This is a genomic window from Corallococcus interemptor (genome assembly GCF_003668875.1).
Taxonomy (GTDB): Bacteria; Myxococcota; Myxococcia; order Myxococcales; family Myxococcaceae; genus Corallococcus; species Corallococcus interemptor.
Genome location: NZ_RAWM01000193.1, coordinates 1 through 12,611, shown reverse-complemented (window position 1 = coordinate 12,611; position 12,611 = coordinate 1). Strand labels below are relative to the sequence as shown.

The window sequence follows — 12,611 nt, the reverse complement described above, 5'->3', positions numbered from 1 at the left end:
GCCCGGGTCCGAAACCGGACACCCCGCTGGCCAGGCGGCCCCTCCAGCCCCCGTCCGCCCGGTGACGCTGGTGGTGGGCGGCGACGTGACGGTGGGCTACCACTACGAGGAGTACTTCGACGATCAGGTGGCCAAGGGCAAGACGCGCGAGGAGATGTTCGCGTACGGCTTCCGCGAGGTGATGCCCATCGTGGACTCCGGCGACCTGTTCGTCGTGAACCTGGAGTGCCCGTACACGGACAGCACGGTGAAGCTGCCCAAGAACTTCAACTTCCGGGCGCGCCCGGAGCTAGTGAACGTGCTCACCGCGGGCCGCGTGGGCGTGGTGAGCCTGGCCAACAACCACATGATGGACTACGGCGCGCAGGGGCTGCTGGACACCCTCACCTCCCTGGAGGCCGCGCGCATCCCCTACTTCGGGGCGGGCCGCACCCTGGCGGAGGCGCGCCGCCCGGCCCTCCTCACCGTGGGGGGCCTGAAGGTCGCGTTCCTGGGCTACTTCTTCCTGGGCACGCGCAACATCGAGCCCCGGGAGGTCTACGCCACGGACACCACGCCGGGCGTGGCCGGGCACTTCTCCGACGTGGACGAGATGGAGCGGATGCTGCGCGAGGACATCTCCAGCGCGAAGGCCCAGGCGGACGTCGTATTGCCCTTCTTCCACTGGGGCATCGAGGGCAACACCACCCCGGAGCCGTACCAGGTGCGCCTGGCGCACGCGGCCATCGACGCGGGGGCAGCGGGGGTGCTGGGGAGCCACCCGCACGTGCTCCAGTCCATGGAGCTGTACCGGGGCAGGCCGGTGCTCTACTCGCTGGGCAACTTCGTGTTCGGCGGGAACTGGAACCCCCGGGACAAGCGCAGCGTCCTGTGGCGGGCGCGCTTCGACTCCACGGGTTATCTCTCCAGTGACGTGCTGCCCCTCAGGACCGACCGCTACCCCGAGTTCCCCGTCCAGCCGGTGCCCGTGACGGGTGCCGAGGCCGAAGGGGTGATGACGCTGCTGCGCACCGCGTCGCAGGGGACGCCGGGGCTGGAGCGGATGCTCCCTGCGTTGGAGCCGACGGAGCCGACGGAAGCAGGGGGAGCAGGGAGCCCACCGCCCCCCTCCTCCAATGTGAGAGGGGGGCAGTAGCTTCCGGCACTACTTGTTGTTGCGCTGGCCGCGCTTGAAGCGCGTGCGGCGGCGCTTCAGCTGCGCCTTCCGGGTCTTGGCGCGGTTCTTCAGCTTCTTCTTGGAACGATTCCCCTTCTGTGCGGCCATGTGAAGGACTCCGTGTTGAGCGTGATTCGAGCCGCACCGGGCGGCGACGGGGGCCGTTCTTACATGCCACTGCCCGCACGGCCAAGGTTTTCCTTGACGCCCTCGGGCCTTGCCACGGGGCAGCCAAAGGGGCAAGACGCCCCGGGAACCACGCATGATTGACAAACTGGAAGAGGTCGAGCGCCGTTTCGAGCGGCTCACGGCCGACCTGTCGAACCCCGATATCCTCGCCGACACGGCGAAGCTCCAGAAGGTCTCCAAGGAGCGAGCCGCGCTGGAGCGGCTCGTGGAGACGTTCCGCGGCTACCGCAAGGTGCTGGCGGACCTCAACGAGGTGGAGGCGTGGCTGTCCAGCGCCGACCCCGACGAGAAGGCCTACGCCAAGGAGGCCCTGCCCGGGCTGAAGGCGCAGCGCGAGGAGCTGGAGTCCGCGCTCAAGATCCTCCTGCTGCCCAAGGACCCCAATGACGAGAAGAACGTCATCCTGGAGATCCGCGCGGGCGCGGGCGGCGACGAGGCGGCCCTCTTCGCCGAGGAGGTCATGCAGATGTACCTGCGCTACGCGGACCGCCGGGGCTGGAAGGCGGACATCCTGGACATGAGCGCGGGCAACGCCGGCGGCGTGAAGGACGCCACGGTGACGCTGTCCGGCGACGCGGTGTTCAGCAACCTGAAGTACGAGTCCGGCGTTCACAGAGTGCAGCGCGTGCCGGCCACGGAGACGCAAGGGCGCATCCACACCTCCACCATCACCGTGTCGGTGATGCCGGAGGCGGAGGACGTGGACGTGCAGATCAACCCGGCGGACATCGAGATGCAGGTGATGCGCTCCACGGGCGCCGGCGGCCAGAGCGTCAACACCACGGACTCCGCGGTGCGCCTCATCCACAAGCCGTCCGGCATCGTGGTGAAGTGCCAGCAGGAGAAGAGCCAGGGGAAGAACCGCGCCATGGCCCTGCGCATGCTGCGCGCGAAGCTCTACGACATGGAGCAGGAGCGCATCCGCAACGAGCGCGACTCCATGCGCCGCGGCCAGGTGGGCACGGGCGACCGCAGCGAGAAGATCCGCACCTACAACTTCCCGCAGGACCGGCTCACCGACCACCGCATCGGGCTCACCGTGCACAACCTGCCGGCCATCATGGTGGGCAACGTGGACGAGGTCATCACCGCCTGCCGCACGCACTACCAGGCGGAGGCCCTCAAGGCGCAGACGGGTGGCGGGCGGCCCCCCAGCGAATCATGAGCGACGTCTGGACCATCCGTCGCATCCTCACCTGGACGACGGGGCACTTCGAGAAGCGCGGGGTGGACGCCCCCCGGCTCACGACGGAGATCCTGCTGGCGCACGTGCTCAAGACGGGCCGCGTGCGCCTGTACGTGGACCTGGACCGGCCCCTGTCCAAGGACGAGCTGGCCGCCTTCAAGGCGCTCATCGAGCGCAGGATGGCGGGCGAGCCCACCAACTACCTGACGGGCGCGAAGGAGTTCTACAACCGCCCGTTCAAGGTGGACGCGCGCGTGCTCATCCCCCGGCCGGAGACGGAGCTGCTGGTGGAGGCGGTGCTGCACGCGGTGCCCAGGGACGCCCCCAGCCGCGTGCTGGATGTCTGCACGGGCTCCGGCTGCATCGCCATCAGCATCGCGGCGGAGCGGCCGCAGGCGACGGTGGTGGCCACGGACCTGTCGAAGGACGCGTGCGCACTGGCGCGTGAGAACGCGCAGGCCCTGGGCGTGGCGGACCGCGTGAGCGTGCTGGAGGGAGACCTCTTCTCTCCCCTGCCCCCGGGCGACACGTTCCGGGTGGTGGTGTCCAACCCGCCGTACATCGACTCGGGCGACATCGCCGGGCTGTCCGCCGAGGTGCGGCGCGAGCCCCGGCTGGCGCTGGATGGCGGACCGGATGGCCTTTCGGCGCTCCGGCGGGTCATCCAGGGTGCCCGGCGGGTGCTGGAGCCTGGCGGACTGCTTGCATTGGAGATGGGTGAGACCCAGGGAAGCGCCGTCCTGGAGCTCCTGCGGGCCGCGGGCTACTCGGACGCGCGCGTGGAGAAGGACCTGGAGCGGCGTGAACGCATGGCGTTCGGGACACAGCCCGCGGCCTGACGGCCACGGCATGTGCGGCCCGGCAGCAGCACGGGAAGAGGCACGGCAAAGACATGGACAAGATCGTCATGAAGGGTGGCACCGCGCTGCACGGCGAGGTGGAGGTCTCCGGCGCGAAGAACGCGGCGCTGCCCATCCTGGCCTCCGCGCTGCTGGCGGATGGCACCACCACCTTCCGCAACGTGCCGGACCTGGCGGACGTGGCCACGATGCTGGAGGTGCTGCGCACCATGGGCTGCGAGGCCGCGCGGCTCACCGGCAAGAAGGCGGACACGTGTGAAATCAGCATCGCGGGGACCATCACCCCGGAGGCCCCCTACGAGCTGGTGAAGACCATGCGCGCCAGCGTGCTGGTGCTGGGGCCGCTGGTGGCGCGCTTTGGCCGCGCGCGCGTGTCCATGCCGGGCGGGTGCGCCATTGGCGCGCGCCCCATCGACCAGCACCTGAAGGGCCTGAAGGCGCTGGGCGCGGACATCCACCTGACGGAAGGCTACGTGGAGGCCCGGGCGAAGCAGCTCAAGGGCGGCATGGTGAACTTCGACGTCATCACCGTCACCGGCACGGAGAACGTGATGATGGCGGCGGTGCTCGCGAAGGGCCGCACCGTGATGGAGAACTGCGCGCGCGAGCCGGAGGTGGAGGAGCTGGCGCGGGTCCTCAACAAGATGGGCGCGAAGGTGGAGGGCGCGGGCACGTCCGTCATCACCATCGAGGGCGTGGAGTCGCTGAACCCGGTGGACCACGCCATCCTGCCGGACCGCATCGAGGCGGGCACGCTGCTGGTGGCGGCGGCCATCAGCGGGGGCAACGTGCTGGTGAAGCACGCGCGGCCGGAGCACCTGGACGCGGTGATGGACAAGCTGCGCGAGGCGGGCTGCACGCTCACCGTGGAGGACGGCGGCATCCGCTGCAAGGCGCCCCGGTCCCTGAAGTCAGTGAACATCACCACCACGGAGCACCCGGGCTTCCCCACGGACATGCAGGCGCAGTTGATGGCCCTCATGACGGTGAGCCACGGCACGTCCGTCATCAGCGAGAACATCTTCGAGAACCGCTTCATGCACGTGCCGGAGCTGCACCGGCTGGGCGCGGACATCACCATCCAGGGGCACACGGCGGTGGTGAAGGGCGTGAAGAAGCTCAGCGGGGCGCCGGTGATGGCCACCGACCTGCGCGCCAGCGCGTCGCTCATCCTGGCCGGTCTGGTGGCTGACGGGCAGACGGAGGTCAGCCGCGTCTACCACCTGGACCGTGGGTACGAGCGGCTGGAGCGCAAGCTGAGGGGCCTGGGTGCGGAAATCCGCAGGGTGAAGGAGCGGGCCTGAGCACTGCAGCCCGAGCACCGGCCCGAGCAGCGGCCTGAGCCCCAGGGGGCTGCCTGACGGCACGTTGCCAACAGAAGCGGCTGCACGGGTTGCATCCCAATTTTTGGGCGACTTATCATTCTCCATTCACCGGGAGCCCCGTGTGGGCTCCCCGTTTCAGGAGAACGAGCCGCCCCATGAATTGCCCCGGTTGCAACGCCGACGTCGAAATGACTGATCTCCCGGGAGATCACGACGAGACGTTGCGGAAGTGTGGAGAATGCGGAGGTCTGTGGATCGACGTCTCGGACCTGCGCCGCATCCTCCTCCACAACAACCTGCCCGGTCTGGAGCAGCTGGGGGGCAAGGTCGACGCGGAGGCCCTGACGGGGCAGTGCCCCGACTGCCAGGTGGACTTCGTCCGCATCGACGGTGGTGACCGGAATCACCCCCTGAACTACGACACCTGCGAGTCCTGCGGCGGCATCTTCCTGGAGTCGGAGTTCGCGGACGCCACGGACGCCAAGGCCGCCGAGCAGGAGATCGTCACCTTCTTCCGCAACTTCGACGCGAAGCGGAAGGCCAAGGCCGCCATCTAGGCCCCAGGCTCAGCTCGGCGGGCGCCTGGGGAGCTTCTCCTGGCGCCCTTTGAGTTTCCTCACGGCTGGCTGCGGAAGGCGCTGCCCCACTCCTCGGGGAGCGTCCCGTCCAGCGTCAGCCCGGCGGCCGCCTTCGGCCCCTCGCCCGCGGGGGTCCGCTCGAAGCGCGCCGTCACCTTGCCCTTCTTGGGGATGTCCAGCGTCACCTTGTTGCCGGACACCGTGTAGGTGCCGGAGACGACGGTGGTGGGCTCGGGCGTCTCCAGGGGCTCCAGCGAGAAGCGCCAGGTGCCGTCCACGAAGAAGGAGAGGAAGCGCTCCGGCGCGCCCTCGTGGCCGCCGAACCAGGTGCCCACGAGCGGCGCCACGCGCGCGTCGTACTTGTACCGGGTGGCCAGCATGGGGCCGTTGAGGGGCTTGCCGCCCGAGTAGAGGACGAGGTCGGTGAGGCACACCGGGCCGTCCTCCTTGGTGCCCGGGAAGCGGTCCGCGACCTCCAGGATGAAGCGCGCGCCGAAGAGCGGCTGGGACAGGGGCACGGCCTGCAGGCCGCGCTTGTCCTGCACGGTGACGCTGCGGGACGCGTCCACGCTGGTGAGGGTGAACTTGCGCACGCGGCCGTTGGCCTTGAAGGCGTCCCGGGACGTGCCGTCGCCCGTGTAGACGCGCACCTCGTCCAGGGTGACGGGCTCCTTGAAGCCGATGAAGACGTGAGAGGGCTTCTCCCCTTCCGCGCACCAGGCGGTGGTGTCCCGGCCGTCCAGGAGGTTCAGGGGCACGTAGTGGTCCGGACGCGCCTCCTTCTCCAGCCAGGCCTCCGCCTGGGCATAGCCGGGCGCGGCGGGCGCGGCGGCGAGGACGGACGGAGACACGAGCAGCAGGCAGGCCAGGGACAGGCGTCGCATGGGGCGCATCTTGGATCGTCCCCACCCCATGGCTCCAGTCCGGTTGTCTGCCTTCCGTCACCACCGGACAGGACCCGAGCCCGGGGGCGCCACTGGGGCGCGCGGATGAAAGCGGCCCGCCGGGGGTTGGGGGTGCTTGACACCCGGACACGCCCAGGCCGACAAGGCGGACCGACCGAGGAGGAAGACGTGATGCGACGTTGGGGCTGGGTCAGTGTCATGGGGCTGCTGGGGGTGGCCGCGTGCAAGAAGGACATGCCGGCGGAGGTGCCGGACGCGGGCGTGGTGGAGACGGGCCCCGCCGCCCTCATGGAGAAGGAGCCCAACGAGCGGCCCGACCAGGCGCTGGCGATTACTCGCGACAGCGTGGTGACGGGAGGCCTGGCGGCGGAGCCCAACAAGCTGGATGAGGACTGGTACCGGCTGGCTCCCGGCACCGCGCGCATCGCGGACGTGACGGTGACGGGCCTGCCCGGCGGGGACGTGAAGCTGGACGTCTACGACCAGGACCGCAACCGGCTGGTGGGCGTCAACAGCGAGGGCGAGGGCAAGGGAGAGCGCCTTCCCAACCTCTACGTGGAGCAGGAGCGCTGGCTGGTGGTGTCCCCCGCGCGCAAGGGCATGGGCGGGGCGTACACGCTGGAGGTGAAGTACCGCCAGCCCAACGACGGCGAGGAGCGCGAGCCCAACGACCGCGCGGTGGACGCCATCGCGCTGCCCCTGGGGCAGACGGTGACGGCGTTCCTGGGGCACTCGGGGGATGAGGACTGGTACCGGGTGGAGCTGCCCGGCCCCGCCACGCCCGAGGGCGAAGTGCCCGCGGCGCAGGACAGCGGCGCTCCCGCGGCTCCGGCCCCGGGTGCGCCGCCCGCGGCCGTGCCGCCGCCGTCCGTGCCGGACGAAACGCCGGCCGTCGACGACACCGGGGCGCCCTCCCCCGAGGGCACGTTCGGAGGCGGAGAGCCTCCCGCGCCGCCGCCGGAGGGCTCGATGCCCACGGCGCCCGGGGAGCTGGGCGGAGCGATGGCGGCCCAGGCGGTGGACGCGGGTGCGCCGGCGCCCGAGCCCGAGGTGCCGTCGGTGGCGCTGAAGATTGAATTGTCCGCCGTGGAGGGCGTGCGGCCGGAGATTTCCGTGCTGTCCGCCGCGGAGGCGCCGCTCTTCACGCTGCAGGGCAAGGAGGGCGAGCCCCTGGCCCTGCGCAACATCGGCGTGCGGGCCACGGACCGGGTGGTCTACGTGGTGGTGAAGGGCGGCTGGACGGGGACGGGCAAGGCGCAGCGGCGCACGTACAACGCGCAGGTGCCCTACACGCTGACGGTGTCCCAGGAGGAGGCGGGGGCGCACGCGGAGCTGGAGCCCAATGACGAACTGCTCAAGGCCACGCCGCTGACGGGCGCGGGCTTCCGCGAGGGCTTCCTGTCGCCCAAGTCGGACGTGGACAACTACGTGCTGACGACGCGCGAGCCGGTGCTGGCGAAGGTGGAGCTGTCGGGCGTGGACCGGTTGGACCTGACGCTGACCATGGTGGAGCCGCCGCAGGGCGACGGGCAGAAGGAGACGGTGCTGCTCAAGGCCAACGACGGCGCACTCAAGGAGCCGGAGCGGCTGAACAACGTCGCGTGCAACGGCACCTGCTACTTCCGGGTGGAGGGCTCTTTCCGCAAGGTGAACGGCAAGTTCGTGAAGGACTTCGAGAACGCGGAGCAGCCCTACCGCATCAGCGTGACGACGGTGCCGGACGACGGAAGCCAGGAGCGCGAGCCCAACAACACCGCCGACCGCGCGCAGGACCTGACGTTGGGCAAGGCGGTGCGAGGCACGGTGTACCCGGCGAAGGACGTGGACTTCTTCCGGGTGGACCTGTCCGACCGGCCGGTGCGCACGGCCATCACCGCGACGCTGCTGGGCATCCTGAAGGTGGACGTGGGGCTGTACCTGCACCGCGTGCAGCCGGACGGGAAGCTGACGCTCGTGCAGACGTCCGACCGCGCCAAGGGCGACCAGCCGGAGACCATCCGCTACAGCGCCGAGCCGGGCGTGTACGTGTTCGAGGTCCGCGACGCGAAGAACCGCGAGGCGAACTTCCAGGACTCGTACCAGCTGACGGTTGAAGAGGGGGAGTAGCGGAAGGACGCGCGCGGCATGCGGAAAGGTTCGCCACGAACAGGGCGTTTGTTCCCGTTGACAAGGCCGGGTCCCGCCCCTACTTTGGGCACCGCTTCGCGCGTCACCTGCGGTGGTAGCTCAGTTGGTAGAGCACGAGCTTCCCAAGCTCGGGGTCGAGGGTTCGAATCCCTTCCGCCGCTCTGAAGAGACACGGGCCGGTGGTTCCTTCCTGGAACCACCGGCCTTCGTGTTTCCGGGGCCCCGTGCCGCCGGTAGATTCCGGCGCATGTCCAGCCACTTCCAGCCGACCGATAGCGCCCGCGCCAACGAACTGCTCGCCGACCTGCTGGAGACCCCCTTCGAGGACGACGCGGAGGACCTCCACTTCGCGCTGCGCGAAGGCGACCTGGAGCTCGACGGCGACTTCGCGCTGGAGGCCAACGAGGTCGCCATCGTCATGGGAAACCTGACGGTGAAGGGCTGCCTGTCGGATGCGTTCCAGAACGAGGATGACTGCTCCAAGCTCTACGTGCTGGGCAACCTGCACACGCGAGACCTGGTCTGCGGCTCGGAGGTCCGGGTGACGGGCAACCTGACCGTGGCGAACGTCCTGTATGCCAACTCGTTCGACATGGACACGCTGGGCGTGGGCGGACGGCTGAGCGCCAGGGTCTTCATCGAGGAAGGCCACCAGGTGGAGTTCGGGTCGCTCGCGGTCGACACGCTCATCACCGACGACGAGACCTGGCGCGAGGTGGTGCCGGAGGCCGTCGTCGGCGACTTCGCGTCGGTGCTCCCGGCCCACCTGCTCGGACAGGAGGGCCGGTTCATCTTGAGCGAAGCGCTGCACCGGGACCTGCTCACGGGCAGGCCCGTCCTGACACGTTCGGGATGTCTTGACTGAACGGGCATTCAGCCTCACCCTGGGTGGGTGAAGGCCCGTCCCGTCGACAATCCGCCCAACCCGTGGGCGAGCACCGCGGTGGAGTACCTGGACGAGATTCCTCCCGCGCGCCTCGAAGTCTGGGAGGACCACAGCCGCTCCATCATCGCGAGCAACGACAGTCCCGACGTGTGCTTCTCCTGGAGCGTCAACCCGTACCGGGGCTGCCTGCACGCCTGCGCCTACTGCTACGCGCGCCCCACGCACCAGTACCTGGACTTCGGCGCGGGCACCGACTTCGAGACGCGCCTCGTCGTCAAACCCAACGCGCCAGAGCTGTTGCGCGAGGCCTTCGACCGGCCGTCGTGGAAGGGAGAGACGGTCGTCTTCAGCGGCGTCACGGACTGCTACCAGCCCCTGGAGGCCTCGCTGCGGCTCACCCGCCAGTGCCTGGAGGTCTGCGCCGAGTACCGCAACCCCGTGGGCATCGTGACCAAGGGCGTGTTGATTGAACGCGACCTGGACGTGCTCCAGCGGCTGGCGGCACAGACGCGGCTGTTCGTGAGCATCAGCCTCCCCTTCCACAATGAGGAGCTGGCGCGCGCCATGGAGCCGCTCGTGGCCACACCGAAGCGCCGGCTGGCCACCATCCGCAAGCTCACGGAGGCCGGCATCGACGTGGCCGTGTCCGTGGCCCCCATCATCCCGGGGCTCAACGATGAGGACATCGCGCGGGTGCTCGCCTCGGCACGCGAGGCCGGCGCCACTCGCGCGCACTACACGCTCTTGCGGCTTCCCGGCCCCGTGCAGGCCGTGTTCGAGGAGCGCCTGCGCGCGAAGCTGCCCCTGCGCGCGGACCGGGTGCTGCACCGCATCCGCGAGACGCGCGGCGGGGAGCTCACCGACAGCCGCTTCAAGCACCGCATGCGCGGTGAAGGGCTCTACGCGCAGACCATCCACCAGCTCTTCGCGACGGCGGCGCGCAAGGTGGGCATGCGCACGTCGTCCGTCACGGAGGCCGCGCCGGACACCTTCCGGCGCCCCGCGCGGCCCTCCAACTCACCCCAGCTGTCGCTCTTCTAGGCGGCGACCGCTAAGGCGTCATCTGCGGATGACTTGCAGGATGGACAGCAGGATGACGGCGCCCACCGTGGCCACCAGCAGCGAGTACAGGTTGAAGCCCGTCACGCCGCTGCCGCCGAAGAAGCTGAACACCCAGCCGCCCAACATCGCGCCCACGATGCCGGCGACGATGTTGGCGAACATCCCCATCCGGGCGTTGGTGCCCTTGATGATGCTGGCCAGCCAGCCCGCGATACCGCCCAACACCAGCCACGAACAGATTCCCATGTCGTCCTCCCGGTAGCGCCCGAAGGCCTACCAGACCTCGCAGCGGTTCGCGGCGGGCGCCACCATCGGCGACCCCGCGGGGCAGGAGAAGGCCTGCTGGAACTGCGGCAGGTTCACGTCCGGCCCCTTCACGCGCAGGAACGCCGGCGAGTGCGAATCCGTCAGCGCCCGCTGCCTCGCAGCCTCATTACGAATCTTCGAGCACCACGATTGCGCGTGCGCGAGGAAGAACTGCTGCCCCGGGGTGAACCGGTACGAGTTCGCCTTCGCCGCCTGGTCCGGGTGCTTGGCCAGGTAGGCCTCCATGGCCGCGTACGCCAGCTTGAGGCCGCCCAGGTCGGCGACGTTCTCGCCCAGGGTGAGCTTGCCGTTCACCTTCACGTCGTCCACGGCGGTGTACCCGTCGTACTGGTTCTTCACGCAGGCCACGCGCTCACGGAAGGCCTTGTCGGAGGCCGGGGTCCACCACGTGCGCAGGTTGCCGTCCGCGTCGAACTGGCGGCCCTCGTCGTCGAAGCCGTGGGTGATTTCGTGGCCCACCACCATGCCCATGGCGCCGAAGTTCACCGCCGCGGACGCGTCCCGCCCGAAGAACGGCGGCTGGAGGATGCCCGCCGGGAAGACGATCTCGTTGGTGGCCGCGTTGTAGTAGGCGTTCACCGTGGGCGGGGACATGAACCACTCCTGCCGGTCCACCGGCTGGCCCACCTTGCGCAGCTGGCGCGCCTGCTCGAACGCGTCCGCCGCCAGCACGTTGTCCAGGAACGAGTCGCGCTTCACCGTCAGCCCGTCGTAGCCGCGCCACTGGTCCGGGTAGCCGATCTTGTTGGTGATCTTCTTCACCTTCACCAGCGCCTGGGCCTTCGTCTCCGCGTCCATCCAGGACAGCGTGTCCAGGTTGCGCTCGAAGGACTGTTCAATCTGCTGGACCATGTCCAGGGTGGTGGCCTTGCCGTCCGCGCCGAAGGTGCGCGCGATGAAGGGCTTGGCCAGCGCGTGCGGCAGCGCGTCGTCCGTGGCCTCCACGCACTTCTTCCAGCGCGCCAGGTCCGCCTTGGCGCCCGTGAGCACCGAGGACTCGAAGCGGAAGAACTCGTCGCGCAGCGCCTTGGGCAGCGCCGTCTGCACGTCCTTCACCAGGTGGTAGGAGAGGTACGGCCCCATGTCCGTCGGGCGCTGCTGGCGCACCAGCGCGGACACCTCCGAGAAGAACTTCGGCTCCGTCACGTTGAGCGCTTCACCCGCGGGCAGCCCCACCTCCGCGAAGTAGGTGTCCCACTGGAACGCGGGCGCCAGCTTCTTCAGGCCCTGGCGCTCCAGGCGGTGGTAGACCTTCTCCGGCTCGCGCCGCTCCTCCTTGGGCAGCCGCGCGTTCGCGAGCCGCGTCTCGATGGCCAGGATGCCAATGGCCTTGCGGCTGGCCACGAAGGGCGCGTCACCCAACAGCTCGAACACCTTCTGCACGTGCGCCTGGTAGGCGGCGCGCGCCTCGCGCATCTTCACGTCGGGCTTGAGGTAGTAGTCGCGGTCCGGCAGGCCCAGGCCCCCGGCGTCCACCACGGCGATGACCTGCGTGGCGTCCTTCTGGTCCTGATCCGACCCCACGCGGAAGAGCGCGTTCACGTCGCGCGCGTGCAGCCACGCCACCGCGCTGGCCACCGCCTGCTGGCTCTTCAGGCCGTTGAGCTTCGCCAGGTACGTGCGCAGCGTGGGCAGCGACTGCTCCAGCTTCGCCTCGTCCATGCACGAGCCGTAGAAGTCCCCCAGCTTCTTGTCCTCGGGGGTGGCCTCGCCCTGCCCTTCCGCGGCCTGGGTGAGGATGTCGCGCAGCACGGTCTGGTTGCGCTCGGCCACCGTTTCAAAGCCGCGGCTCCAGCGCGCGCGCTCGGCGGGGATCTCCGTCGTCTTCAGCCAGCCGCCACAGGCGTACTGGTAGAAGTCGTCACAGGGGTTCACGGACGGGTCCATCACCGCGGCGTCCAGGCCCGGGGGCATGGGGCGCTCGGCCATGGGCACGTTGGCGGGCTCCGGCGCGGGCGCGGGCGTGGCCGGCGCGGTGGCGGCCACGGGGGCCGGGGCGGAGGCCTGGGG

General features: G+C 69.7%; 11 protein-coding genes and 1 tRNA gene. 9 read left to right on the top strand and 3 right to left on the bottom strand.

Annotated elements, in window-relative coordinates; all coding sequences use genetic code 11:
• From D7X96_RS36995 to D7X96_RS36975, 5 genes are all read left to right on the top strand, one after another.
• The coding region (locus tag D7X96_RS36995) for a CapA family protein (RefSeq protein WP_147468498.1) at window positions 1-1,135 on the top strand (1,135 nt) is incomplete at its 5' end.
• A gap of 283 nt (window positions 1,136-1,418) precedes the next feature.
• A complete protein-coding gene (gene prfA, locus D7X96_RS36990; protein WP_120552648.1) occupies window positions 1,419-2,510 on the top strand; it encodes a peptide chain release factor 1 in 1,092 nt (363 codons plus the stop codon).
• Window positions 2,504-3,370 (top strand): peptide chain release factor N(5)-glutamine methyltransferase, encoded by an 867-nt coding sequence (prmC, locus tag D7X96_RS36985; RefSeq protein ID WP_120552649.1) that lies wholly within the window; start codon window positions 2,504-2,506, stop codon window positions 3,368-3,370. The genes prfA and prmC overlap by 7 nt, the downstream gene beginning before the upstream one ends.
• A 53-nt stretch (window positions 3,371-3,423) precedes the next feature.
• A complete protein-coding gene (gene murA / locus D7X96_RS36980; protein WP_121771849.1) occupies window positions 3,424-4,695 on the top strand; it encodes a UDP-N-acetylglucosamine 1-carboxyvinyltransferase in 1,272 nt (423 codons plus the stop codon).
• Window positions 4,696-4,871: 176 nt separating this feature from the next.
• The gene (locus D7X96_RS36975) at window positions 4,872-5,273 is read left to right on the top strand and encodes a zf-TFIIB domain-containing protein (RefSeq protein WP_120552646.1); all 402 of its coding nucleotides are present in this window, start codon (window positions 4,872-4,874) and stop codon (window positions 5,271-5,273) included.
• Between the two features lie 59 nt (window positions 5,274-5,332).
• Here the strand turns inward: D7X96_RS36975 and D7X96_RS36970 are convergent, their stop codons facing one another.
• Window positions 5,333-6,178 (bottom strand): discoidin domain-containing protein, encoded by an 846-nt coding sequence (locus D7X96_RS36970; protein WP_244219854.1) that lies wholly within the window; start codon window positions 6,176-6,178, stop codon window positions 5,333-5,335.
• 192 nt (window positions 6,179-6,370) lie between these two features.
• On the opposite strand from D7X96_RS36970, the gene D7X96_RS36965 reads away from it, so the two are divergent.
• From D7X96_RS36965 to D7X96_RS36950, 4 genes are all read left to right on the top strand, one after another.
• On the top strand, window positions 6,371-8,305 hold the full coding sequence (locus D7X96_RS36965; RefSeq protein ID WP_121723858.1) for an ABC transporter substrate-binding protein: 1,935 nt from the start codon (window positions 6,371-6,373) through the stop codon (window positions 8,303-8,305).
• A gap of 109 nt (window positions 8,306-8,414) precedes the next feature.
• Window positions 8,415-8,487 (top strand) — tRNA-Gly (locus D7X96_RS36960).
• An 86-nt stretch (window positions 8,488-8,573) separates the two neighbouring features.
• Entirely contained in the window at window positions 8,574-9,191 is a 618-nt protein-coding gene (locus D7X96_RS36955) for a hypothetical protein (protein WP_121771847.1), read from the top strand.
• A 27-nt stretch (window positions 9,192-9,218) separates the two neighbouring features.
• Entirely contained in the window at window positions 9,219-10,253 is a 1,035-nt protein-coding gene (locus D7X96_RS36950) for a PA0069 family radical SAM protein (protein WP_121771846.1), read from the top strand.
• A gap of 18 nt (window positions 10,254-10,271) precedes the next feature.
• On the opposite strand, the gene D7X96_RS36945 is transcribed toward D7X96_RS36950, so the two are convergent.
• Window positions 10,272-10,520 carry a GlsB/YeaQ/YmgE family stress response membrane protein gene (locus D7X96_RS36945; protein ID WP_120552641.1) on the bottom strand — a complete coding sequence of 83 codons (249 nt, stop codon included), beginning with the start codon at window positions 10,518-10,520 and terminating at the stop codon, window positions 10,272-10,274.
• A gap of 27 nt (window positions 10,521-10,547) precedes the next feature.
• On the bottom strand, window positions 10,548-12,611 hold a 2,064-nt coding region (locus D7X96_RS36940; protein WP_244219853.1), incomplete at its 5' end, for a M13 family metallopeptidase.